General features: G+C 71.3%; 25 protein-coding genes, 1 tRNA gene and 1 other RNA gene. 12 read left to right on the top strand and 15 right to left on the bottom strand.

Annotated features, from left to right (window positions below):
- Nucleotides 1–36 precede the first annotated feature (36 nt).
- The 3 genes from J2X26_RS19825 to J2X26_RS19815 form a co-directional block, all read right to left on the bottom strand.
- Nucleotides 37–1,395: an FtsX-like permease family protein gene (locus tag J2X26_RS19825; protein ID WP_307494430.1), complete on the bottom strand. Its 1,359-nt coding sequence runs from the start codon at nucleotides 1,393–1,395 to the stop codon at nucleotides 37–39.
- The gene (locus tag J2X26_RS19820) at nucleotides 1,392–2,078 is read right to left on the bottom strand and encodes an ABC transporter ATP-binding protein (RefSeq protein ID WP_307494429.1); all 687 of its coding nucleotides are present in this window, start codon (nucleotides 2,076–2,078) and stop codon (nucleotides 1,392–1,394) included. The genes J2X26_RS19825 and J2X26_RS19820 overlap by 4 nt, the downstream gene beginning before the upstream one ends.
- A 115-nt stretch (nucleotides 2,079–2,193) precedes the next feature.
- Nucleotides 2,194–2,799 (bottom strand): LysE family transporter, encoded by a 606-nt coding sequence (locus J2X26_RS19815; RefSeq protein ID WP_307494428.1) that lies wholly within the window; start codon nucleotides 2,797–2,799, stop codon nucleotides 2,194–2,196.
- A gap of 69 nt (nucleotides 2,800–2,868) precedes the next feature.
- Here J2X26_RS19815 and J2X26_RS19810 point away from each other — a divergent pair, with 69 nt between their 5' ends.
- Nucleotides 2,869–3,294: an Lrp/AsnC family transcriptional regulator gene (locus tag J2X26_RS19810; RefSeq protein ID WP_307494427.1), complete on the top strand. Its 426-nt coding sequence runs from the start codon at nucleotides 2,869–2,871 to the stop codon at nucleotides 3,292–3,294.
- Here J2X26_RS19810 and ffs read toward each other — a convergent pair.
- Nucleotides 3,293–3,389: signal recognition particle sRNA small type (ffs, locus tag J2X26_RS19805), an RNA gene on the bottom strand. The two genes, J2X26_RS19810 and ffs, sit on opposite strands and share 2 nt — an antisense overlap.
- 88 nt (nucleotides 3,390–3,477) lie before the next feature.
- Between ffs and sthA the strand changes: the two genes are divergently transcribed.
- Nucleotides 3,478–4,917, top strand: coding sequence for a Si-specific NAD(P)(+) transhydrogenase (gene sthA, locus J2X26_RS19800; protein WP_307494426.1), 1,440 nt, complete (start codon nucleotides 3,478–3,480; stop codon nucleotides 4,915–4,917).
- Nucleotides 4,914–5,324 (top strand): tRNA (N6-threonylcarbamoyladenosine(37)-N6)-methyltransferase TrmO, encoded by a 411-nt coding sequence (gene tsaA / locus J2X26_RS19795; RefSeq protein WP_307494425.1) that lies wholly within the window; start codon nucleotides 4,914–4,916, stop codon nucleotides 5,322–5,324. Before sthA ends, tsaA begins: the two co-directional genes overlap by 4 nt.
- Nucleotide 5,325: 1 nt before the next feature.
- On the opposite strand, the gene J2X26_RS19790 is transcribed toward tsaA, so the two are convergent.
- Nucleotides 5,326–5,880: a DUF5134 domain-containing protein gene (locus J2X26_RS19790; RefSeq protein WP_307494424.1), complete on the bottom strand. Its 555-nt coding sequence runs from the start codon at nucleotides 5,878–5,880 to the stop codon at nucleotides 5,326–5,328.
- A 92-nt stretch (nucleotides 5,881–5,972) separates the two neighbouring features.
- Nucleotides 5,973–6,794: an inositol monophosphatase family protein gene (locus J2X26_RS19785; protein WP_307494423.1), complete on the bottom strand. Its 822-nt coding sequence runs from the start codon at nucleotides 6,792–6,794 to the stop codon at nucleotides 5,973–5,975.
- Nucleotides 6,795–6,893: 99 nt separating this feature from the next.
- Between J2X26_RS19785 and J2X26_RS19780 the strand changes: the two genes are divergently transcribed.
- From J2X26_RS19780 to J2X26_RS19765, 4 genes are all read left to right on the top strand, one after another.
- Nucleotides 6,894–6,978 (top strand) — tRNA-Ser (locus tag J2X26_RS19780).
- Nucleotides 6,979–7,331: 353 nt separating this feature from the next.
- Nucleotides 7,332–8,567, top strand: coding sequence for a type III sulfide quinone reductase, selenoprotein subtype (sqr, locus tag J2X26_RS19775; RefSeq protein WP_307494422.1), 1,236 nt, complete (start codon nucleotides 7,332–7,334; stop codon nucleotides 8,565–8,567).
- Between the two features lie 12 nt (nucleotides 8,568–8,579).
- Nucleotides 8,580–8,894, top strand: a complete 315-nt coding sequence (locus J2X26_RS19770; protein ID WP_307494421.1) for a TusE/DsrC/DsvC family sulfur relay protein — start codon at nucleotides 8,580–8,582, stop codon at nucleotides 8,892–8,894.
- A 1-nt stretch (nucleotide 8,895) separates the two neighbouring features.
- Complete coding sequence (locus J2X26_RS19765; protein WP_307494420.1) at nucleotides 8,896–9,411, top strand: DsrE/DsrF/DrsH-like family protein; 516 nt, start codon at nucleotides 8,896–8,898, stop codon at nucleotides 9,409–9,411.
- 170 nt (nucleotides 9,412–9,581) lie between these two features.
- Here J2X26_RS19765 and J2X26_RS19760 read toward each other — a convergent pair whose 3' ends face one another.
- From J2X26_RS19760 to J2X26_RS19745, 4 genes are all read right to left on the bottom strand, one after another.
- The gene (locus J2X26_RS19760) at nucleotides 9,582–9,824 is read right to left on the bottom strand and encodes a thioredoxin family protein (protein ID WP_307494419.1); all 243 of its coding nucleotides are present in this window, start codon (nucleotides 9,822–9,824) and stop codon (nucleotides 9,582–9,584) included.
- A gap of 25 nt (nucleotides 9,825–9,849) precedes the next feature.
- Complete coding sequence (locus J2X26_RS19755) at nucleotides 9,850–10,905, bottom strand: permease (RefSeq protein WP_307494418.1); 1,056 nt, start codon at nucleotides 10,903–10,905, stop codon at nucleotides 9,850–9,852.
- Nucleotide 10,906: 1 nt separating this feature from the next.
- Complete coding sequence (locus tag J2X26_RS19750) at nucleotides 10,907–11,221, bottom strand: ArsR/SmtB family transcription factor (protein ID WP_307494417.1); 315 nt, start codon at nucleotides 11,219–11,221, stop codon at nucleotides 10,907–10,909.
- A gap of 118 nt (nucleotides 11,222–11,339) precedes the next feature.
- The gene (locus tag J2X26_RS19745) at nucleotides 11,340–13,355 is read right to left on the bottom strand and encodes a hypothetical protein (protein WP_307494416.1); all 2,016 of its coding nucleotides are present in this window, start codon (nucleotides 13,353–13,355) and stop codon (nucleotides 11,340–11,342) included.
- A 201-nt stretch (nucleotides 13,356–13,556) separates the two neighbouring features.
- Between J2X26_RS19745 and J2X26_RS19740 the strand changes: the two genes are divergently transcribed.
- Nucleotides 13,557–13,994, top strand: coding sequence for a hypothetical protein (locus J2X26_RS19740; RefSeq protein ID WP_307494415.1), 438 nt, complete (start codon nucleotides 13,557–13,559; stop codon nucleotides 13,992–13,994).
- A gap of 3 nt (nucleotides 13,995–13,997) precedes the next feature.
- On the opposite strand, the gene J2X26_RS19735 is transcribed toward J2X26_RS19740, so the two are convergent.
- From J2X26_RS19735 to J2X26_RS19720, 4 genes are read right to left on the bottom strand one after another with little or no spacing between them, the layout of a single operon-like run.
- A complete protein-coding gene (locus J2X26_RS19735; protein WP_307494414.1) occupies nucleotides 13,998–15,221 on the bottom strand; it encodes an NAD(P)/FAD-dependent oxidoreductase in 1,224 nt (407 codons plus the stop codon).
- A 26-nt stretch (nucleotides 15,222–15,247) separates the two neighbouring features.
- On the bottom strand, nucleotides 15,248–15,565 hold the full coding sequence (locus J2X26_RS19730; protein WP_307494413.1) for a DUF2314 domain-containing protein: 318 nt from the start codon (nucleotides 15,563–15,565) through the stop codon (nucleotides 15,248–15,250).
- The gene (locus J2X26_RS19725) at nucleotides 15,562–17,085 is read right to left on the bottom strand and encodes an ATP-dependent DNA ligase (protein ID WP_307494412.1); all 1,524 of its coding nucleotides are present in this window, start codon (nucleotides 17,083–17,085) and stop codon (nucleotides 15,562–15,564) included. Before J2X26_RS19725 ends, J2X26_RS19730 begins: the two co-directional genes overlap by 4 nt.
- 43 nt (nucleotides 17,086–17,128) lie before the next feature.
- Nucleotides 17,129–17,524 carry a YchJ family protein gene (locus J2X26_RS19720; protein ID WP_307494411.1) on the bottom strand — a complete coding sequence of 132 codons (396 nt, stop codon included), beginning with the start codon at nucleotides 17,522–17,524 and terminating at the stop codon, nucleotides 17,129–17,131.
- A gap of 264 nt (nucleotides 17,525–17,788) precedes the next feature.
- Between J2X26_RS19720 and J2X26_RS19715 the strand changes: the two genes are divergently transcribed.
- Nucleotides 17,789–17,992, top strand: a complete 204-nt coding sequence (locus J2X26_RS19715) for a cold-shock protein (RefSeq protein WP_028049733.1) — start codon at nucleotides 17,789–17,791, stop codon at nucleotides 17,990–17,992.
- A 136-nt stretch (nucleotides 17,993–18,128) separates the two neighbouring features.
- Nucleotides 18,129–19,208: a fatty acid desaturase family protein gene (locus J2X26_RS19710; RefSeq protein WP_307494410.1), complete on the top strand. Its 1,080-nt coding sequence runs from the start codon at nucleotides 18,129–18,131 to the stop codon at nucleotides 19,206–19,208.
- A gap of 266 nt (nucleotides 19,209–19,474) precedes the next feature.
- On the opposite strand, the gene J2X26_RS19705 is transcribed toward J2X26_RS19710, so the two are convergent.
- Nucleotides 19,475–22,066 (bottom strand): rhamnogalacturonan lyase, encoded by a 2,592-nt coding sequence (locus tag J2X26_RS19705; protein WP_307494409.1) that lies wholly within the window; start codon nucleotides 22,064–22,066, stop codon nucleotides 19,475–19,477.
- 360 nt (nucleotides 22,067–22,426) lie between these two features.
- Here J2X26_RS19705 and J2X26_RS19700 point away from each other — a divergent pair, with 360 nt between their 5' ends.
- Both J2X26_RS19700 and J2X26_RS19695 read left to right on the top strand, forming a co-directional pair.
- A complete protein-coding gene (locus J2X26_RS19700; RefSeq protein ID WP_055919049.1) occupies nucleotides 22,427–22,723 on the top strand; it encodes a type II toxin-antitoxin system VapB family antitoxin in 297 nt (98 codons plus the stop codon).
- Complete coding sequence (locus J2X26_RS19695; protein WP_307494408.1) at nucleotides 22,720–23,343, top strand: LytR C-terminal domain-containing protein; 624 nt, start codon at nucleotides 22,720–22,722, stop codon at nucleotides 23,341–23,343. The genes J2X26_RS19700 and J2X26_RS19695 overlap by 4 nt, the downstream gene beginning before the upstream one ends.
- Nucleotides 23,344–23,420 lie beyond the last annotated feature (77 nt).

Raw genomic sequence — 23,420 nt, 5'->3', positions numbered from 1 at the left:
GACGAGCAGCCTGCCCGGACGGGCACCCGACTGCCGTCAGTCCGCGCGGACCACCGTGTCCGCCAGCACCGACCGCAGCAGCGGCCGCGAGGTCTCCGTCGCGGCGAACACCAGCGCGCAGCCGCCCGCGAGAAACGCGACGAGCATGAGCGGACCCTGCGGGGACGAGACGGCGGCCAGCCCGAGCAGCGGGAAGAACATGACGAGCGCGGTCACCGCGGACCCGACGGCGACGAACAGCAGCGGCACCAGCACGGTGCGCCGGCGGACGGAGTCGTGCAGCTCGACGGGAGTCCCGGCGAGGTTCTGCAGTGCGATCTCCCGGCGCCGGTCCAGCACGGACGCGGCCTGCGCGATGCCCGCGGACACGGCCGCGAGCAGGAACGCGACGACCAGCGTCACCATGGCGCCCGTCACCAGGTCGTCCATGAGGATCGCGCCCTGCGGGTCCTGCGACGTGTCGATCGCGGTCATCGACGGCAGGACCGCGAGCGCCCCGGCCACGAACCCCGCGAGCCCCAGCCCGCCGACCACCCGCCACGCGGCCTTGGGGTCGTCGAGGAGCCGGCGAGCGGCGAGCAGCCGGGCGGGGGTCGTCGCGCGGCGCAGCTGCACCTTGCCGACGAGCCCGAGCACCCACGGCCCGACGGCGTTGAGGGTCGCGAAGCCGACGGCCATCGCCCCGAGGAGCGCCGCCACGGCGGCGGCACCGAGCGCGCCGGCGACGGCGCTGACGAGCATGAACGTGCCGATCCCGACGGCGGCGACCACGACGCGCAGCCACGTCATCTTCTTCGGCGTCTCCCGCCGGGCGACCCCCAGGGGAGACACCGCGACGCGCCGCAGCGAGAACGCACCGGACAGCGCGGCCAGGAGCGGCACCGCCACGAGCGCGATCGCGAGCCCCTGCCACCCGACCCACAGCTCGGCGACGCTGAACGTGGTGCCCTGGAACGGCAGCAGCGCGCACAGCGGCAGCAGCACGACGTAGAGCAGGATGCCGAGGACCGCGCCGACGAGCCCCTGCCACGCGGTCTCGGCGACAGTCAGGCCGACCACCTCGCGAGGCGTCGCGCCGAGCAGCCGGAGCGTCGCCAGGCGGGCGTCCCGGCGGGCGACCCCCAGCCGGGCCGCGGCGCCACCGAGCGTGACCAGCGGCACGACGAGCAGGATGACGGCCACCCACGCGAGGGTCTCGTAGAGGCTGCGCACGTCCTGCTCGCCGGGGGCCAGCGGGAGGTCGGCGCGCGCCGCGAAGCCGAGCAGCCCGCCGACGACGCTCAGCGTCAGGCCGGTGCTCACGGCGAACGCGGTGATGGCCAGCGCGGTGGTGACGCGCGCGTCCCGACCGCCCGCCCGCTGGAACCGGGGCGCGAGCGAGAGGACGGTGTTCATCGTGCGGCCTCTGCCTGCCGGACGAGCCCGTCGCGCACCTCGATGCGGCGGTCGCACCAGTCGGCGACCTGCGCATCGTGGGTCACGACGACGAGCGACGCCCCCGCGGCCTTCGTCGTCTCCGTGAGGATCCGCATCACGTCGTGGCCGGTGCTCTGGTCGAGTGCGCCCGTCGGCTCGTCGGCGAAGACCACCGCGGGACCGGTGATGAGCGCCCGAGCGACCGCGACGCGCTGCGCCTGCCCGCCGGACAGCTCACCGGGCCGTCGAGCCTCCATGCCGGCGAGCCCGAGCGACCCCAACCACCGTCCCGCCAGATCGGTGGCCTCCCTCCGCGGGGTGCCCAGGAGCATCGCCGGCAGGGCCACGTTCTCGATCGCGGGCAGCTCCGAGAGCAGCTGGCCGAACTGGAACACGAAGCCGTAGTGCTTGCGGCGCAGGAGCGAGCGCTCGCGGTCGGACAGCCCGCCGACCTCCGTGCCGTCGAGCGCGACCGTGCCGGAGTCGGGCAGCAGGATGCCCGCGAGGCAGTGCAGCAGCGTCGACTTGCCGGAGCCGGACGGGCCCATGACGGCGAGCGACTCCCCGCCGGCGAGGTCGACGTCGACCCCGGCGAGCGCGGTCGTCGAGCCGAAACGCTTGACCAGGCCGCGGGCGGACAGGCGTGCGGTGGCGGTGTTCATGGTGCCCAGGCTCCCCGGCGACGGCGGGACGCCGCGTCGGACCCCGGGGTCGTTCCCTCCCGCCGGGCGTGCACCCGCAGGGGGACCGGCGTCGGACCGTCGGATGACGGCGGCCTCAGACGACGAGCGCGACGCCGGCGGCCACCACGACGACCGATCCGGCGACCGACACCCACGTCCGGGCGACCGGCGGCAGCCGCAGACCGAGCAGCCCGCTGGAGACGGCGAGCAGGAGCTGCCAGGCGAGCGAGGCGAGGCCGACCCCCACGACGAACGCGACGACGGACCCCGCGCCACCCACCAGTGCCGCCAGGCCGACCGCGATCGCCGTGAACGTGACGGCGGTGAGCGGGTTGACCGCCGTCAGCGCGACGAACCGTCCGTAGCTCCGCACCGCCGTGGTCGTCCGGTCCTGCCCGGGGTCGGGAGCGGCCTGGCGGGTGGCCGCGACGAGACCGACGACACCGATCACGACGAGGACCGCGGCGCTCACCCCGCGCACCAGGGCGGCGTGCTCGCCGACGGCCCGGCTCACCGGGGTCCCGACGGCCACCGCCACCACCGCGTACAAGACGTCGACCGTCGCGATCCCGCAGGCCGCCGCGACCGCCACCCGCACGCCGTCGACCAGCCCGCTGCGCAGGAGCAGGACGCCCACCGGGCCGACGGGCATCGCGACCGACAGCCCGGCTAAGACACCGAGGGCAAACGCTGGGGACATGCTCTCCAGGGTGGCCGATGCCGCTCGCGCCTCCTGCGAAGATCGCTGTGCGACTGCGATCATCGCCGTATGGACAGCATCGACGACGCAATCCTCCGCGAGCTGACCGCAGATGCGCGGCTCTCCTACAGCGACCTCGGCGCGCGCGTCGGTCTCAGCCCGAACGCCGCTGCGAACCGCGTCCGCCGCCTGGTCGACGACGGCACCATCCGCGGGTTCACCATCGTGACCGCGTCGTCGCCCCCCGCACGGCCCGGCACCGGGCTCGAGGTGTTCGTCGAGGTGCGCTTGGCCGACGGGACCACGAACGAGTCGTTCACCGCGGCACTCCGCGGCTTCCCGCAGGTGCTCGACGCCGTGCACGTCACCGGCTCGTACGACTACCTGCTGCACGCGGTCGTCGCGGACCCGGCGGCCCTCGACCTGTTCGTCCGGCGGCTCAAGCGCGAGGCGGGCGCCGGCCAGACGTTCACGAGGCTCGCGCTGCGCGCATAGAAAGGACCCCCCGCACACCCGCCAGAGCTCACCTGCCCTTGCTGCCTTCCGGCCCTGGGGGAGTTCAGCGAGATGACGCCGCACGAGGGGTCGGGGAAGAGCCTAACCCAGCGCGCGCCCTCGTTCACACGCCGGTCATCCGCTCGACTCTCGCGACGCGACGTTCGCGGGCAGACTTCGAGGATGGCCAGCGACGGCACCCTCGAGATCCCCGAGCGCTACGACTACGACCTCGTCGTCGTCGGGACCGGCCCGGGCGGGCAGAAGGCCGCGATCGCCGCGGCCAAGCTGGGGCACAAGGTCGCCATCATCGAGCGCCGGCACATGATGGGCGGCGTCTCGACGAACACGGGGACCATCCCGAGCAAGACCCTGCGCGAGGCGGTCATGTACCTGACGGGCATGGCGCAGCGGGAGGTGTACGGCGCCAGCTACCGCGTGAAGTCCGACATCACGATGGAGGACCTGTTCGCGCGGACCCAGCACGTCATCGGCCGTGAGCACGAGGTCATCCGCGCCCAGCTGCTGCGCAACCACATCGACATCCTCAGCGGCACCGGGTCGTTCCTGGACGCGCACACGCTCGGCATCCTCGACGACGACGGCATCCGACGCACCCAGGTCACCGCCCGGTTCGTCATCGTCGCCACCGGCTCCAAGCCGCACCGGCCGACCACGGTCCAGTTCGACGGGAGCACGGTCCTCGACTCCGACGGCGTCCTCGCGCTGGAGAAGGTGCCGAACTCGATGGTGGTCGTCGGCGCCGGGATCATCGGCATCGAGTACGCGTCGATGTTCGCCGCCCTGGGCACCCGCGTCACCGTCATCGACAAGCGCCCGGCCATGCTCGAGATGTGCGACCCCGAGGTCGCCGAGTCGCTGAAGTTCCACCTGCGGGACCTGTCGGTGTCGTTCCGGTTCGGTGAGGAGGTAGCCGGCGTCGACAGCAACACGCACGGCACCGTGACCCGGCTGGCGTCCGGCAAGCGGATCGCCGCCGACGCCGTCATGTACTCGGCGGGACGGCAGGGGCAGACGGACGCGCTCAACCTGGCGGCAGCGGGACTCTCGGCCGACTCCCGCGGACGCATCGCCGTCGACGAGCAGTACCGCACGGAGGTCCCGAACATCTTCGCGGTCGGCGACGTCATCGGGTTCCCCGCGCTCGCGGCGACGAGCATGGACCAGGGGCGGCTCGCGGCGTACCACGCGTTCGACGAGCCGGCCCGCGAGCTCCAGTCCGTCCAGCCCATCGGCATCTACACGATCCCCGAGATCTCCTACTGCGGCCGCACCGAAGAGGAGCTCACCACCGAGGCCGTCCCCTACGAGGTCGGGGTCGCGCGGTACCGCGAGCTCGCCCGCGGCCAGATCGTCGGCGACTCCTACGGGATGCTCAAGCTCCTCGTCCACACCGAGACCCGGGAGCTGCTCGGCGTCCACATCTTCGGGACCTCCGCCACCGACCTCGTCCACATCGGTCAGGCGATCATGGCGTGCGGCGGCACCGTCGACTACCTCGTCGACACCGTCCTCAACTACCCGACGCTGTCCGAGGCCTACAAGGTCGCGGCGCTGGACGCGACGAACAAGATCCGCCAGGTCGCGCGGTTCAGCCTGTGACCGCCGCCGAGCTCCGTCCGATCGGCTGGGTGCGCAGCCCGGTGGCCGACCCGTCCGACGCCGCACGGCAGGGCGACGAGGGCGCCCCCGACGTCGTCGTCGAGCTCGACCCGTCGGTCGCCGCCGCCGCCGCCGACCTGCACCCCGGTGACGACCTCCTGCTGCTCACCTGGTTCCACCTCGCCGACCGCACGACCCTCGCCGTCCACCCGCGCGGCGACGCCTCACGACCTGTCACCGGCGTGTTCGCGACGCGCTCCCCCGACCGGCCGAACCCGATCGGCCTGCACCGCGTCCGGCTCCTGCGCGTCGACGGCCTGCGCCTGCACGTGTCCGGCTGCGAAGCCGTCGACGGCACCCCCGTCGTCGACATCAAGCCGGTGCTCGGCGCTGCCGACGAGCGCTGAGTCACATCGCGGCCATCGCCGCCATCGTGCCGACCGCCGCGACCGACCCGCCCACCGCCGCAGGGGTCCGGTGGGTGTGGCGCGAGCCCGCCGACGCCACGCGCGCGTGCAGCGCCACGGCCGCCGTCAACCACCCGGCGAGCACCGTCAGGACGAGCGTGCGGACGTCGGTGGCGGTCTCGCCATGGTGTCCGCTCGGGAGCATGACGCTCCGACCGTGCACCGCCGGCATGACCAGGACGAGCACGGCCATGAGGCCCAGCTCGACGACCTCCCGCGCCGACTCGAACGCGGACGGTCCCGGTACGTCCCCCGCCGCGCGCTCGTGCAGCGCAGCCACCGCGGTCCACAGGACCATGCCCCCGAGGACGACCGCCCACACCGCGGGTCCGAGCGGGTCCCGGGAGGGCGCGACCATGGCCGCCATCGCGAACCCCATGACGCCGTGTCCCACCCACTGCCGGGCGGTGCGGCGGGAGCAGCCGACGATCCCCAGCGCGAACGCGATCCCGGTGGAGACGAGGAGCGCATCGGTGGTGACGGCGATGGTGGGCATGACTGCATGACGCGCGCCACGACGGATCTCGACACTCTGGCGCCGACCAGCTCGACGGACCGACCCTCGTCGGCGGAAACCGGACCGGCCGGTCAGACCGCCGCGAGGCCACGCGCGACGGCGGCGACCATCGCGTCCGCGATCTCGGGCGACGCCGCCGCCAGGATCGAGTCGGACGCGAGCGACCAGGGCTCACCCCGCGCATCCAGGACGACCCCGCCCGCCTCTCGGACCAGCACCACACCAGCCACGACGTCCCAGGCCGCGTTCCCGAAGGCCAACGACGCGGACGTCCGCCCGGTCGCCACCCACGCCAGCTCGGTCGCGGAGGTTCCGACCACCCGCACCTTGCCGAAGGTTGCGGCCGCCTCCCGCAGCGCGGCCGCCCGCACGTCGAGCGACCACGGGGGCCCCGACGTCCACGACAGGTCTCCGACGGTGACCGTCAGCGAGTCGATCGGGCCGCCAACGGTCGACATCCGCACGTCGCCGCCGGCCGCCCGACGCCAGGTCCCGACACCGCACGCGCCCCACACGATCTCCCCGGTGGTCACGTCGGCGGTGACGCCCACCACCGGCTCACCGCCCGAGAGCCGCGCCAGCGTGCACGCCACGAGCGGCAGACCGGCGACGAAGTTCGCGGTCCCGTCGATCGGGTCGACCACCCACCGGTCGTCCGCGTCCTCCTGCGGCGTGCCCTCCTCGCCCTGGACCGGGAGCGGCGACCCCTCGCGCAGCGTGCGCACGACGGCGTCCTCCGTCGCCAGGTCGACGGCCGTGACCAGGTCGTTCGGGCCCTTGAGCCGCAGGACCGCCCGGTCGTCGGCCCGTCGGACGACGGCCAGCCCCGCATCGACGGCGCTGAGCGCCAGGTCCAGGTCATGCTGCAGGTCGGGAGCAAGGAGGGACGTCATGGTGCGCATCCTCTCCTTCGCGAGCGACGCGGAGGTGAACGATCGGCCCTCGCCGTCGGTTCGGTCCCACGTCCCCGGTCGGGTATCCTCTGTCGGCCGGGAGGATTCGCCTAGTGGCCTATGGCGCACGCTTGGAAAGCGTGTTGGGTGAAAGCCCTCGGGGGTTCGAATCCCCCATCCTCCGCGCACCGAAGGGCCCGTGACCTGCACTTTTGCAAGTCACGGGCCCTTCGTCGCGCCGCGACGATCCTTGCCTCGACGGTGCGGCACCGGGTCTGGCGACGGGGAAACAGCGCGCCCGCCGAACGGAAGTACCCCACCCGCACGGACTGAACCCGCCTTCGCGCTCGGAGAGCGAGTACCCAGGACGTTGTGCTCTACGCACGCTCTGGCATCCAGCGCACGGTGAGAAGTCAGGGCGGCTTCGCCGCCCGGCCGGGCGGTTCTCGCCCGGAGTCGAAAGGAGAGAGCGATGACGCTCACCTGGGACGCCGTGGTCTTCGCCGACCGCGACGGAATGATCGCCGGCTGACCGCCATGACCAGGAACGTGGTGGTGCTCGGCGCCGGTACGGCCGGGACGATGGTGGCCAACAAGCTCCGGCGCAAGCTGGACGACACCTGGGCGATCACCGTGGTCGACCGCGACGACACCCACCCGTACCAGCCGGGGTTCCTCTTCGTCCCGTTCGGCGGGCCGACCGACGAGCTCGTCCGGTCCCGCCACGCCTTCGTGCACGACGGCGTGGACCTGGTGCTGGAGGCTGTCGAGCGGGTGGACGCTGCCGCACAGGAGGTCGTGCTCCTGGACGGTCGGCTGCTGCCGTACGACTACCTCGTCATCGCGTCCGGCACGTCACCGCGCCCGGACCAGACCCCCGGCATGCTCGGCCCACAGTGGCGGCAGAGCATCTTCGACTTCTACACGCTCGACGGCGCCAAGGCCCTGGCCGAGGCTCTGCACGGGTTCCGCGGCGGTCGCCTCGTGGTCCACATCACCGACATGCCGATCAAGTGCCCCGTGGCGCCGCTGGAGTTCACCTTCCTGGCGGACGCCTGGCTGCGCGAGCACGGGCTGCGCTCCGCCACCGACCTGGTCTTCGTGACTCCGCTGGACGGCGCGTTCACCAAGCCCATCGCAGCCGAACAGCTCGGGTCGATGCTCGTCGACCGCGGCGTGACCGTAGAGCCCGACTTCCTGGTCGAGCACATCGAGGACAAGACGCTGGTGTCCTACGACGGACGCGAGGTGCCCTTCGACCTGCTCGTGACGATCCCGCTGAACATGGGCGCTGACTTCGTCACCCGTTCCGGCCTGGGCGACGACCTGGGGTTCGTCCCGGTCGACAAGCACACGCTGCAGTCCATCGCCGACCCGCGGATCTTCGCAGTCGGCGACGCCTCCGACATCCCCACCTCCAAGGCGGGATCCGTCGCGCACTTCTCGGCGGACATCCTGGTCGACAACCTCGTCGAGCTCGCCGCCGGCAGGCCCATGACCAACTCGTTCGACGGCCACGCCAACTGCTTCGTCGAGTCCGGCGACCACAAAGCCCTGCTGCTCGACTTCAACTACGAGACCCAACCCCTGACCGGCATGTACCCGGCGCCCTACGTCGGACCGATGAGCCTGCTCAAGGAGAGCAGAGCCAACCATCTCGGGAAGCTCGCGTTCCGCTGGGTCTACTGGAACGTCCTGCTGCCCGGACGGCCACTCCCGATGGCATCGGCCATGTCCATGGTCGGCAAGCACACCCCCGTTCCCACGTCCTGAGAGAGGTGCACCATGCCAGTCACGACCCTCGGCGGTCACCAGGTCCACGTCAACGAGGAGGGGTTCCTCACCGACCCCGCCGAGTGGGACGACGAGCTCGCGGCAGTCCTCGCGCAGCAGATCGGCCTGGAGCTCACCGATGAGCACCGCACCGTGCTCACGTTCCTGCGCGACGACTTCGCGCAGCGCGGCGAGACCGCGACCCTCCGACGGGCAGCGGCCGGCAGCGGTGTGCCCGTCAAAGACCTGTTCCGCCTCTTCCCGCAGAAGCCGGCCAAGAAGATGGCCTACGTCGCCGGCCTGCCCAAGCCAGTTGGATGTGTCTGACATGACCACGACCGAGACCGCACCCGCGGTCGTCCCGAACTTCAGCTCCGAGGACGCGAAGGGCCGCACCCTCGCGATCATCTGCTCCAAGGGCAACCTCGACATGGCCTACCCCGGCCTCATCCTTGCCAACGCGGCCTTGGGCGAGGGTGTCGAGACCCACCTGTTCTTCACGTTCTGGGGACTCGACATCATCACGAAGGCGACGATGGCCGACCTGAAGTTCACGATGCTCGGCAACACGGCCACGCACATGCCGCAGGGGCTCGGCGGGCTGCCGGGGATGACGCACATGGCCACCTCCAAGCTGAAGAAGGCGATCGCTGATCTGGACGTCCCGGACGTGCCCGAGTTCCTCGAGCAGATCGTCGCGTCCGGCGGACACCTGTGGGCCTGCCGGCTGTCCGCCGACATGAACCACCTGACTCTCGCCGACCTCGACGAGGACGTCGAGGGGATCATCAGCGCGAGCGACTTCATCGAGAAGACCGACGGCGCCCAGCTGCTGTTCATCTGAGGCACCTCGCCGGCGTCCAGCCGGCCGACCTGCCTCGGCGTGAGCTGGAGGCGCGCCCACGTCCTTTGCCGACCGTCGCGACCCACGCGGCCGCGATCGCCGCGAGCACGCCGGTACCCAGTGAACGGAGGTCGTCGGCAGGGCGAGCAGCTGTCCCGACCCGAGAGCGGTCAGGCGACCGGTGCGGTGAGCAGTTCCTTGACGTGGGCGGCGGTCGGGACACGCCCAGAGAGCACGACTCTCTCGTCCACGACCAGTCCGGGAGTGGTCATGACCCCGTAGCCGAGGATGGTCGGGAAGTCGGTGACCTTCTCGATCTCGGCGTCCAGGCCGAGCGAGGCGACGGCCTCGCGCGTCACGCGCTCGAGGTTGACGCAGTTCGCGCAGCCGGGTCCGAGAATCTTGATCTTCATGGTGCTCTCCTTGGCTGGTCGGTGATCAGGCGCCGATGGTGGCGTTGAACAGGTAGCCGACGGCGATGATCCCGAGGCCGGTGACGCCGACGAACGCGGCGATGAGCGGGGGCCGCAGTACGCGGCGCAGCAGGATTACCTCGGGCAGGCTCAACGCGACGACGGCCATCATGAACGCGAGCAGGGTGCCCATCGGCAGGCCCTGGTCGTGGAGCGCCTCGACCAGGGGCAGCACGCCGGCCGCATTGGAGTACAGCGGGATGCCGATGAGCACGGCGACCAGGACGGCGAACGGGTTGCCGGCGCCGGCGTACCGGGCGAAGAAGTCCTCGGGCGCCCAACCGTGGATGACCGCGCCCAGGCCGATGCCGACCAGCAGGTACGGCCAGATCTTGCGCAGGATCGAGAGGACCTCTTCGACGCCCATCTGGATCCGGTCGTCCCAGGTCAGGTGGGCGGCGGAGTCGACGGGCTGGCCGCCGAGGCGAGTCTCGAAGACGAACGGCTCGACCCATCGTTCGGGCGAGATCCGACCAAGCGCGAAGCCGGCGACGATCGCGATGACCACGCCTGCGGCGACGTACATCAGCGTTGGTCCGAGCCCGAACAGGCCGAACAGCAGCGCGATCGCGACCTCGTTGACCAGAGGGCTCGCAATCAGGAAGCTCATCGTCACCCCGAGTGGGACCCCGGCGGCGACGAACCCGATGAACGCGGGCACTGCGCTGCACGAGCAGAACGGGGTGACCACCCCGAGCCCCGCGGCCATGACATTGCCGACGCCCTCACGGCGCCCGCCCAGCAGGGCCCGGGTGCGCTCCACGCTCATGAACGACCGCATCACGGTGATCAGGAAGATGATCCCGATCAGCAGCAGCGCGATCTTGACGGTGTCGTACAGGAAGAACCGCACGCTCGAACCGAGGCGGCTCTCGGGGTCCAGGCCGAACGCGTCGACCAGCAGCCAGTCCCAGAACCGCCCGTTGACCGCGTAGAGCACGAACCACACCACGGCCGCGGCACCGAGCCCGACCCAGCGGCGGGTCGGCGTCCGCGCCCTCGCGTGCTCGACCGTGCTCATGTCACACCGCTGCCGACACCCCGGGCAACGCCGCCCCCATTCGGTCGTGCGCATCGTTCGCAAGTGCGTAGTCGACCCAGCGGCCCCGGCGGGTCGCGGCGACCAGACCCGCCTCGCGCAGGACCTTGAGGTGATAGCTGAGCAGGTTTGCGGGCACCGTGACGTGCTCCTGCAGGTGGCATACGCACGTCGGCCCGGCCGACAGCCGCTCCAGGACGGTCCAGCGCACCGGGTCCGCCACCGCCTGCAAGACGGTCAGAGCTCCTTCCGCAGTCGATCTCGAGCGGATCGTCTCAATCTGGCTTGAAGCAACCATGCTTGAACTGTGCGCCGACGCGAACGGGCCGGACCAGGGACCAACGTCCCGGGGCCTCCGCGCACCGAAGGGCCCGTCACCGCAGCGATGTGGGTGACGGGCCCTTCGTCGTGCCCGGTCATGACGTCGACGGTCCCGTGCCCGACGAGGAGCTGCTGGTCATCCCCGACGCGTACCCCCGCAGGTAGTCACGCAGCAGCACCTCCGACGACGGGGTGCCGGACGGGATGACGGACGGGTCGGGGGGGAGCCCGGCCGCGCCGGCCTGGCGCCCGAGCATGACGGCCTTGATGCGGTTGACCGCAGTCTCCCGGAAGCCGTTCGCCTCGTTCGCCTCGGCGGGACTGGCCGTGGCCAGCGCGGGGAGCTGGTCCGGGTCGGCTACGGCCAGCGCCCTGGCAACGCCCCGGTCGTGCGCTGCCAGATACTCAGCGCGACCGTCGGCGTGGCCCTGGAGGTACGCATCGAGCGTGGCACCGCTGTGTGCCTTGGCGCTGGGCGGCACGTTGGCGATGCCGTGGTCGTAGCCGTCCCGGTACGGCCCGGTGCTGCTCAGCTCCTGGTGCTTCTTGCGCTTCTGCCTCTTCTGGAAGGACTCGCGGTCTTCCCGGTCCAGGATGGCCGGCGATCCGGGGGCCATCGGGTAGGGGTCGCCCATCGGCTCACCGTTGAGATCCTGCAGCTCACTGTTGTAGTACTGCCGGGTCGTGTCGACGCTGCTCAGGAAAGCGGTGTTGAGACCGGTGAGGTTGTCGGCCTCCTGCTCGAGCGCCTGCTTCTTGCCCGGTTCCTGCTCCAGCTGGGCCTCGAGCGCCGTACGGGACTGCTTGGTGACCTGCTTGTGGAGGAAGCGCCGCGCCTCGTCGAGGACGAACTGCTGCTTGAGGGCGGGCAGATGATGGGTCGCGAACCAGTCGCGGGCAGCCTTGCCCCACCCCTCTCCCGTCTTGGTCCGGGCGATGACCGTGTTGTGCCCCAGGAGAGGAAAGTGGGCGTCGATGAACGCCTGACCGAAGTACGGGGACTTGCGGAACCAGACGAACATGTCCTGGTCGCTCTTGCCCCAGGCGCCGTTGCAGTGCCGGCAGATCCGCATGAGGTTGCCGATGTCGTTCGAGTAGACGTTGACGGCCTCGGCGGTGAGCAGGACCTCGCAGCCGACCGTCCCGGGTTTGCCGTTCGTCTGGAACAGGCGGTCGAAGCTCTTCTTGCCGCCTTGGATGCCGTTGTAGAGGTTGGCGTTGACGGCCATGCCGCGTGCCAGCAGCTGCAAGTTGTCGCGCAGCTCGGAGAACGCCTGCTGGTGGTCGACCTCGAACTGCGTCGCATCGGTGACCTGCCCGCAGGTCGCACAGATCTGCGTCGCCGTGGCGTCGGCGTGCTGCTTCAGGGCCCCGGTAGCGATGGCCTCCTGGGCGAGCGCGTGGTTCACGGAGCCGGTGGAGCTCCCGGTGACGCCCGTGAGCGAGCTCGAGACCGAGTGCCACCCGCCGTCGTCGCGGCCCGACGCCGCCGCGGGTCGACTCGCGTACTCGGCCGGGACCGCGAATCTCGGGTCGTGCTCGGCCTCGGGGAGACTGGGTGAGGGGCCCAGCCCGACGGTCCACGCCTGGACGAGGACCTGCTCACGGGCGTAGAGCGCGGTCGCGAACGCGGGTGTCGGCGAGATCTTGAGCCTCTTCAGCGAGGCCCTGAACTCGTCGAGGGTGTCCCTGCCCAGCCAGTCCGCGAACTCGCCGGGCATGTTGGCAGCGGCGCCGCGGGCGAGTGCCACGATCGCCGGCTGCGTCGTGAACGGCACCGGCGTGGCGGGATGGGCCGTCTCGGCCCAGAACTTGAGGATCAGCTGGACGGCTCGCGGCGCGCCGGAGACCCCCGACATCACCTCCAGGTCGGCCCAGGTCATCGGCTGCTTCTTCTTGTCCTCGATGGTGCGGCGCACAGGGGAGGCGGGGTCGCCGACGAGGGACCGTGCGGGTGCGGGCGTGGCACGGTGGTCGACCGGCCCGAGTGCCAGCCCGGCGACCGGTGCCGGGCGCAGCAGTGACAGCCGCGACGCCGGCGCGTGCTGGCGCGGCGCGGAGGCAGGCATCGATGTCGCGGGGACGGAGAGCTTCTCTGCTAGCTGCGTCATGGTGCCCCCTGGAGATCTCCCGGCTGCCATCATCTGCCGGGCACGACACCTCGTCCTCAGTACTTTCTACTGCTCCGCCGGGCCCCGTTTGCGCCGGGCCACGACCCCGTCGCGGTCGGCGTGGACCGCTCCGACCGCGTCGTCACGACCGGACGCAACGGCGTCCAGAGGACTTCAGGCGCGCGACGTAGGCTCGTCGTCGTGGCCACCTTCTCCTCCGTGTCGAGACAGAACGTCCTCCAGGCGATCGCCGAGTACGACTCCCGCGGGGACACCGGCTTCCTCGACGTCTACGGCTTCGAGCCGTTCCCCGGCTACGCGCTCGTCCACGACGGCCGCTCCTACGACCTGAGGGCGGTCGTCGGCGTCGCGCACCGGTTCGCGACCGGCCGTCTGGCCACCTCCGAGGAGTTCGGCAGCAGCAGGGACGGCGCCGTCGCGATCCTGCGCAAGCGGGGTTTCGACGTGACCGAGCCCGCGGTCGCGGTCAGGCCGGCGCCGGTGCGTGCCGCCCGAGGGTCGCGGGCTCCGCGGACCCCGGTCGTGCGGGCGAGCGCCACGCGGGAGGCACCGTCGGCGACCTGCCCGACGTGCTTCATGACGCTCCCGGCGACGGGCATCTGCGACGAGTGCGGCTGAGCCTCAGCGCTCCAGCCACGCCAGTGCACCGTTGGCCGCGACGACCCCGGTGCTGAACGACGCCTGCAACAGGTAGCCGCCGGTTGGCGCCTCCCAGTCGAGCATCTCGCCTGCCACGAAGGTGCCGGGCAGCCGACGGAGCATCAGCGCGTCGTCGACCTCCGACCACGCGATGCCGCCCGCGGTGGAGATCGCCTTCTCGATGGGCATCGTCGCGACGACCACGACCGGCACCGCCTTCACCAGCGCGGCCATCTCCCGCGGGTCGGTCGGCAGGGCACCGCCTCCTGCCTCTCGGAGCAGCGCGATGCCGACCGGGTCGAGACCGAGCGTCCGACGGAGCCAGTTCGACCCGGAGTCCTTCGGCCGGCGGCGCTGCAACCGGTCGGCCAGGTGGTCGACCGTGAGCGCGGGGCGCAGGTCGACGACGAGGACGCACCGGCCGTCGGCCTCGACGGCATCACGCGCCGCGGCGCCGATCGCGTAGACCGGTCCGCCCTCGATCCCCGCCCGGGTGACCATCGCGTCACCCTGGACCGCCGGACCGGGTCGTCCCTGCACCGTCAGCGCGACGTGCTTGAGCGGCGTCCCCTCGAACCGGTCGGCGAACGTGTCAGTCCATCCGACGCGCATCCCGACGTTCGCCGGTCGCAGCGGCGCCACCGTCACACCACGGTCGGAGAAGGGGCCGACCCATCCGCCGTCGGAACCGAGCCTCGGCCATGACGCACCGCCGAGCGCGAAGACCGTCACGTCGGCCGCCACCTCGGTCTCCTGACCGTCGAGGGCGGTCAGGCGCAGACCCTCGTCGGTCCAGCCCGTCCAGCGGGTCCGCCGCTCGATCCGCACCCCGAGGTCGGCCAGCCGCGACAACCACGCACGGACCAGCGGCGTCGCCCGGAACGACCGCGGGAACACCCGCCCGCTCGACCCGACGAACGGCTGCTCCCCCAGGCCGGCGCACCAGTCGCGCAGGTCGTCGGGGCCAAACACGTCGAGCATCGGCGCGAGCCGATCTGCGGAGCTGCCGTACCTGGCCAGGAAGCCGTGGCGATCCTCGCTGTGGGTCAGGTTCAAGCCGCCGTGGCCGGCCAGCAGGAACTTGCGAGCGGGCGACGGCATCCGGTCGTAGACGGTGACTGCCACACCGGCCCGCGCGAGCACCTCGGCCGCGATCAGCCCGGCCGGTCCGCCGCCGACGACGCTCGCCGTCCTGGGTCTCGACACCGGCTCAACGTAGAGGACGCCGGCCGTCAGCCCGGCCCTCGCCGGCTGATCGCGACGACGTTCCGGCGCTCGAACTGCACCGGGTCGCCCGCGTGCAGCCCCCGCAGCTCCGCAGGGTCGCTGCCGAGGCTCCCCTCGAGCTCCGTCTCCCCGACGTCCGTCACGGTCACCCACATCCGCTCGGCGAGGCCGGTCGACGGCTCGAAGATCAGCTTGACCCGGTCGCCCACCTGCACCGACGCCACCGCATCGTCGCTCGGGATGCGGAACGTGTCCGGCGCTGCCGCGTGCTTCTCGACGGCGTCCGCGAGCACCCACCCGACCCGCCGACGGAACAGGCTCACGGCCGACCCGCCAACGCCCGGACCGCGTCGATCGTGTCCGCCTCCGCAGCGGTCTTGTCGTCGCGGTACCGCAGCACCCGCGCGAACCGCAGCGCGACGCCGCCGGGGTACCGCGTCGAGCGCTGCAGGCCGTCGAACGCGATCTCGACCACCTGCTCGGGCCGCACGGTCACCACCCAGCCGTCGTCGCCCGTCGACAGCTCGGTGAACCGCTCCGTCTGCCACGCCAGCATCTCGTCGGTCATGCCCTTGAACGTCTTGCCGAGCATCACGAACCCGTCGCCGTCGCGCGCCCCGAGGTGGATGTTCGACAGCGTCCCCTGCCGCCGCCCGGAACCCCGCTCGACCGCCAGGACGACGAGGTCGAGGGTGTTCCGCGGCTTGACCTTGATCCACGCGGCGCCGCGTCGCCCTGCCTCGTAGGGGGCGTCGGCCGACTTGATGACGACACCCTCCTGGCCGGCGAGGACCACGTCGGCGAAGTACGAACGGGCCTCGTCGACGTCCGCCGTGACCAGCCGGTGCACGACCGACGGCCCCGCCACGGCGTCGAGCGCGTCGAGGCGGCGCAGCAGCGGTGCGTCGAGCAGGTCGACGCCGTCGACATGGAGGGCGTCGAAGAAGAACGGGGTCAGGGTGGTCACGGCGGCGACCTCGGCGTCCTTGGTGGCCGAACGTGCCGCGGTCTCCTGGAACGGTCGCGGGCGGCCGTCCGGGCCGACGGCGAGCGCCTCACCGTCGAGCACCAGGTCCGACGCCGGCATCGCCCGGACCGCCGCGACGATCTCCGGCACCCGGGCGGTGATGTCGTCGAGGCTCCGCGTGAAGACGCGCACGTCGTCGCCCTCGCGGTGCACCTGGATCCGGATGCCGTCGAGCTTCGAGTCGACGACCACCGGACCCGGCCCGAGGCTCGCCCACGCACCGTCGACGTCCGGCGCCGACTGCGCCAGCATCGGGCGAACGGGCCGCCCGACGACGAGCGTGAACGCCGCGAGCGCACTGACCGGGTCGGGTGACGTCAGCGCCGCGACGGCGACCGGCTCGGTGTCGCCCGCGAGCATCGCGGCGCGTCGCACGACCTCCGGTGGGACCGCCGCGGCCTCCGCGACGGCATCCAGGAGCAGCGCGTCGAGCGACCCCTGCCGCAGCTCCCCGGTGACCAGGCCGCCCAGGAGCCGCTGCTCGTCGGCGGTGGCCGCCCCGAACAGCTCCGCCGTCAGCGCGTTCCTGCTGATCACGGAGCCGGGACCCTCCAGCCGCGACATCTGCTCGAAGACCGCGTCGACCCCCGTCACGGTGAGCGAAGGTTCGGACGCCGGCGTCGGCAGCGACGTCAGCGAGCGCCACCCCAGCCCGGTCCGCCGCTGGCGCAGCTGACCCCCGAGGTACCGGGAGACGATCCCGACGTCCTCGGGCGGTGTCCGGCGGAGCAGGTCGACCAGGAGCGCCCGCTTGGCCAGCCGCGACCGTGTCGTCGCGAGGGCGGACGACGTCGTCGCCAGGTCGGCCAGCAGCATCCCTGCATCCTGCCGCCCGGCACCGACATCCCGCGCGCCAGGGCTACGAACCGATCCCGCCGTCCACGTACAGCCAGCGGCCGTCCTCCCGCACGAAGTGGCTGGTCTCGTGCAGCCGGCCGCGCCGACCGTCGTCCAGCCGGTAGTGCGCGACGAACTCGACCGTGCCGGCGTCGTCCCACGGCCCGCCGGCGTCCTTGCGGACCACGTCCAGCCGGTACCAGGCCATCTCGTCGTCCAGCTCGAGGAGGTCCGGCCGGGTGCTCGGGTGCCACGTGACCAGCAGGTAGTGGGAGGCGCCGGTCGCGAAGCCCGTGTACCGCGAGCGCATCAGTGCCTCGGCGGTCGGCGCCCGGCGGCCGTCGGCCAGGTAGCGGCCGCAGCACTCGTCGTAGGTCTCGCCGGTGCCGCACGGGCAGCGGTCGTCGTGCTCGGTCATCGGCCCTCCGGACGCGGTCGTCGGGGCGAACGTAGCAAGAAGTCTCGGCGGCGGCCGGACGCCGAATGCGTCACTCCCGTTCCCGTCCGGCCCGTCGTGCCGTACGGTTGTCCCTGTAGTCGCAGTGAATCGCTTGTCATGACGGCCGAGGAAACTTGGCAGGACGTTCTCGAGGACCACCTCGGAGACGGACGACGAACACCGTGAATACCGGTCCCGGTCACCCGGGAGTTGTCCATACCGCACGTGAGAGAAGAGAACATCATGCCTGTTGGCACCGTGAAGTGGTTCAACGCCGAGAAGGGCTTCGGCTTCATCGCCCCCGAGGACGGCGGACCCGACGTCTTCGCGCACTACAGCGCGATCACGACGAGCGGCTACCGCACGCTCGAGGAGAACCAGAAGGTCCAGTTCGAGGTCACGCAGGGCCCCAAGGGCCCGCAGGCGTCGAACATCACGCCTCTCTGAGCCTCATAGCTCCAGAGCACGAGACCCCGGCCGACTACCGGCCGGGGTCTCGTCGCATCCTCGACCAGGCGCCTCCGCTCCCGCTGATCCCGACTGCACTCGCGCCGCACCTCGCACGACCGACAGGACGGACGCCATGAGCTCCCCGACGCTTACCGCCACACCCACCCGACCTCGCGACCGCGCCGTCAGCGACTTCACCGAGCTGACCCGCACCATCCAGGCCGCCGGCCTGATGAAGCGTCGCCCCGCGCACTACGCCGTGCGGCTCTCCGCCGCCGTCGTCGCCGTCTTCGGCCTGATCGCCACGATCATCCTCGTGGGTGACTCCTGGTGGCAGATCGCCGTCGCCTTCGCCGCCGCCGTGATCCTCACGCAGGTCGCGTTCCTGGGACACGACGCCGCGCACCGCCAGATCTTCGCCGACGGGCGCGCCAACAACTGGACGTCCCTCGTGCTGGCCGACCTGTTCGTCGGCCTGAGCCACGGCTGGTGGCAGCGCAAGCACACGCGCCACCACGCCAACCCGAACAAGATCGACACGGACCCGGACATCGACCTCGAGGTCCTGGCGTTCACCCCGGAGCAGGCCGCGAAGCGCACCAAGCCGCTGTCGGTCTGGTTCATCAACCACCAGGGCTGGTTCTTCTTCCCGCTGCTTCTGCTCGAAGGCCTGGCGCTGCACGTCGCCGCCATCAAGCGGCTGTCGTCGCGCGAGAAGCTCGAGCACCGCGCGGCCGAGATCGTGATGATGACCATCCGGCTCGTCGGTGGCACCGCCCTCGTCTTCCTCTGCATGTCCTGGCCGATCGCGCTGGTCTTCCTGGCCGTGCAGATGGGCGTCTTCGGGTTCTACATGGGTGCGTCGTTCGCCCCGAACCACAAGGGCATGCCGCTGATCCCCAAGGACTCGCGTCTCGACTTCCTGCGCCGCCAGGTGCTGACCAGCCGGAACATCGGCGGCGGCAAGTGGGTCGACGTGCTCATGGGCGGGCTCAACCACCAGGTCGAGCACCACCTGTTCCCGTCGATGCCCCGCCCGTCCCTGCGCCGCGCGAAGCCGATCGTCGAGGCGTACTGCCGGGAGCACAACATCCCCTACGTCCAGGTGTCGCTCCCGCGGTCGTACGCGATCATCGTGAAGTACCTGAACACCGTCGGGAAGCCCGACCGCGACCCGTTCAACTGCCCGATGACGGCGCTCTACCGCGTCTGACCTCCGGCTCCTCGAAGCCCCCGTCGCCCCCTGTGGGCGGCGGGGGCTTCGTCGTGAGGGCGACCACCGAGCGGACGAACAAGCCATGAGTGGCGCCACGGGGCGCTGTCGCGGCACTCATGGCTTGTTCGTCGGCAGGAGAGCACGGACCGGGCACCATCCAGTCCCGTCGCGACGGAGACGCAGAGAAGGGCGCCGGTCGGTAGTGACCCCGACCGGCGCCCTGGGATCGCGCTTGCCCTCGCGACCCCTCGATCCTCGACGTGTCAGTCGAGCATCGAGATCACCTGCTGGGCCTGGTACCCGAGGATCGCCCGGGCGGCAGGCGTGACGGTGGACAGTCGCGTCCGCGGCGTGAGCAGCTCCACGTACGCCTTCAGCGACTTCACCGCGATCTTCTCGTTGCCGGCGTCGGCGGTCTTGTCGGCCACCTCGAGCGCGGCGAGAAGCCCCGCGACGACGGGACCGGTGATCGCACCGGCGGCGATCTGTGCCTTGGTCGCGTCGCGCAGGGCGTCGATGCTGCCCGACGCGTAGTACGACGGCACCGGCACCTGCGTGTAATCGGTGTCCGAGGCGAGGTAGAAGCCCACGTCCGACGGCTGGTTGTAGGTCGTCTGCTGACGGGCGACCTCGACGCGGTACTGCGGGTCGTGCATGAGCGTGTACATCTTCGTGTGGCTCAGCGCCGTGTTGGTGAACAGGCGGATCGCCGACGAGTCCTCGGTGCGGACCAGCAGCTCCTCGCGGGAGTCGCCCAGGACGTCCGCGACCAGGGCCGGGTTGCCCTTGGTGCCGTTGTTCGAGCGCGTGCCCGTGGCGGTCAGCTGGCGGCCCCGGGTCCAGTCGTCGATCGTGACGTCCTGCGCCCCGGAGCCGTTGACGATCTGCGTCGTCCCGTCCGGCAGCCACTTGATGCTCATGTTCGTGCCGGGGATCGCACCGGGCGTGAAGGCACCGGTCGCCGAGTACAGCCCCAGCGAGCCACCGCCGCCGGGCAGGCTCGCCCAGACCTCGAGGCCGCGCGTGCCGGGGAGCACGTCGCCCACCATCGAGCGGCCTGTGTCGGCACCGGAGTACTTGCCGAAGATGACCTCACCGGTCGCGGCGTCGCGCAGGGCCATGCCGTAGGGGGCGAAGGTGGCGCCCTCGTGGCTGGTGTAGATCTCCAGGCCCGGACGGTCGGGGTCGACGTCCGTGACGTGCATGGCGTCGCCGTGACCGAGGCGGACGACCTGCCCGGCACCCGGGCTCGCGGGCGGGAGCGTGTCGAACGACGAGTACAGGACGGAGCCGTCGTCGTCGATCGTCGCCGCGCCGTAGACGATCTCCTGCTTGCCGTCACCGTCCACGTCGGACGCGGACAGCGAGTGGAAGCCCTGCGTGGTGATCGTCCCGTACACGGGGTCGGTGCCATCGCGGCCGTGCGGACCGTCGTTGAACGGGTTCGTCATCGGGACGTGGCCCGAGTCGACGTACCAGCGCTCCTGGAGCTTCTTGCCGTCCCAGTCGTACGCGACGAGCGTCGTGCGCGTGTAGTAGCCGCGGGCGAAGACCGCCGAGGGCGTCTGGCCGTCGAGGTACGCGACGCCGGCCAGGAAGCGGTCGACGCGGTTGCCGGGCTCGATGCGGGCCATGGCGTAGTCGCCCCAGAGCAGACCGTCGTCGCCGCGACCCGGCTTGTAGTCGATCGTCTGGAGCTCCTTGCCGGTCGCCCCCGCGAACACCGTGAGGTACTCGGGACCGTCGACGATGAAGCCCTCGAAGTTGCGCAGGACGTTGCGGGCGCTGCGGCTGGGGGCGTAGACGTCGATGAAGTAGTTGGCGAGCGCCGTCGCGTCCTGCGTCGAGAGCGGGTACGCGTACTGCGGCGCGATGCCGAGCGCCGCCTCGACGGTCGACGGCCAGTGGCCCGCGACGACCTCGGGGTGGCTGCTCCAGCCCTGGAGCATGGTGACCAGGTGGTCGAAGTAGCCCTGCTTGCTCAGCCGGTAGTCGACGGTGTCGGTGACGCCGGCGTCGCGGTCGCGCTTCGGCAACGAGACGAACTTCTCGGATGCGACGGTTCCGTCGGCCTTGTACTGCGTGATCTTGCTTCCGGGCGCCGTCTTCATCATGAGCTCGGCCTTGCCGTCACCGTCGTAGTCGTAGACGGGGAACTGCGTGTAGTGCGCGCCGGCGCGGATGTTCACGCCCAGGTCGATGCGCCACAGCTGCGTGCCGTCCTGCTCGTAGGCGTCGACGAACACGTTGCCGGTGTAGCCGACCTGGCTGACGTCCTTCGAGTTCGACGGGTCCCACTTGACGATGTACTCGTACCGTCCGTCGCCGTCGACGTCCGCCACGGACATGTCGTTGGCCGAGTACGTGTACGCCTCGCCCACGGGGGTGACACCGTCGGCCGGCTTGTGCAGCGGGATGTCGAGGCTCGCCTGGGCCCACGGGGTAGCTTCTGCACCGTCGACCTCGGCGCCGTTCACGACCGCGGCCACCCGGTAGTGGGAGGCGGTGGTGCCGGCGGGGTCGACGAAGTTGGTGGAGTCGGTGACCGTGCCCAGGAGGGTGCCGTCGCGGTAGACCGCGAAGTCGGGGCCGGTCAGCCCGGTCGCGGTGGCGCCGGTGACCTCGCTGGCGAGCAGCCGCCAGGACAGGAACACGCCTTCGGTCGTGGCGGCGGCGACGAGTCCGCGGTCGAGGCGCTCGAGGGTCAGTCCGTCGGGACCCTTGCCGGGGCCGTGCCCGATGCCGGTCCCAGGGAGTGGTGCTGCCGTCGCGGGGGTGGCAGCGAGCGTGCCCACGAGCAGCACGGACCCGGCGATCGCGGTGAGCGTTCGTCCTCGTCGTTGCGTCAGACTCATCCTTGAATCCTTTCAATCGGCTAGGCGTCCCCCACGGGTGAAGGGGTAGCTCCCGATGAGGAAAGTCGGGGGCGCCTTTGACCCCGACCGCCCACGACCGTATCGCCTGGTTCACCCGAGTCAACCCTTGATGTCACATTCGCCGGAAACCGTTGACGGGAGCGCTCCCGCCAACGGAAACCGCTATCCAATTGTCGTCCGACCGACCCCCGCGCGGCGCCCGAGAGCGTGGATGGGGAACGAGGTCGGCGGTGCGGACCCGCGCGCTCGGTGTGTCCGCCGGCTCGACCCTCGCGGGCGGCGCTGACCTCACCCGCGGGTGCGGCACGGAGCGGCGGGCGTGTCACCTAGACTCCCTCCGTGATCTTCAAGGCGGTGGGCGAGGGCAGGCCCTACCCGGAGCACGGGCTCGAGACGGCCAAGCAGTGGGCCGAGGTCCCGCCGCGCCAGGTGCGGCTCGACGAGCTGGTGACGACGAAGCGCACCCTCGACCTCGACGCGCTGCTCGCGGAGGACTCGACGTTCTACGGCGACCTGTTCGCGCACGTCGTGCAGTACCGCGGCGTGATGTACCTGGAGGACGGTCTGCACCGCGCTGTCCGGGCAGCGCTGCACCAGCGCGCGCTGCTGCACGCCCGGGTGCTGGTGATCAAGTGACCGAGCCGGACCGCGCGCGGCAGCTTCGCCGACGGCACATGCACGAACGACAGGCAGTCATCTTCGGGGTGCTCCTCGCGGCCCTCGCGCTCGCCGGCCTCGGCGCCGCGGCCATCTTCACGGGCAGCCTGAGCCTGCCGTTCTTCGCTCGCGACTTCGCGAAGGTACCCACACCCACAGCGTCGCAGGACCCGTACCCGTGCCCCCCGGCCGGGGCGTTGCCGGTGGCCGCCAACCAGATCACCGTGAAGGTCTTCAACGCGACCACGCGCGTCGGCCTGGCCGGTGCCACAGGGGCGGCACTGACGGAGCGCGGCTTCATCGTCGCGTCCGCGGAGAACGCCACGGCCACCTACGACGGCACGGCGCGCATCATCTTCGGCGTCACCGGCGTCGCCCAGGCGTACACCCTCGCGGCGCACATCGACGGGGCGGTCCTCGTGCTCGACCCGCGCGCGGACGCCAGCCTGGACGTGGCGCTGGGAGCCGAGTTCGCCGAGCTCAAGCCCCTCGACACGGTCACGCTCGACCCGGCCGCACCCCTCGTGGCCCCGGCGGGCTGCACACCGTTCGACGAGGTCGTCGCCCCGGTGGCGACGGAGGCCCCCGCCGCCGGCTGACGCCCGTCGTGCGCGGTCGTGACGACCGTGCGACCGTGGATCTCCGCCGTGGTCAACGACCGCGGACGACGAAGGAG

Origin of the sequence: Cellulomonas humilata (assembly GCF_030814415.1) — a bacterium.
Classification (GTDB): Bacteria; Actinomycetota; Actinomycetes; order Actinomycetales; family Cellulomonadaceae; genus Cellulomonas; species Cellulomonas humilata_A.
Note: the sequence above shows the minus strand (reverse complement) of the source record. Positions and strands in the feature narration are given on the sequence as shown.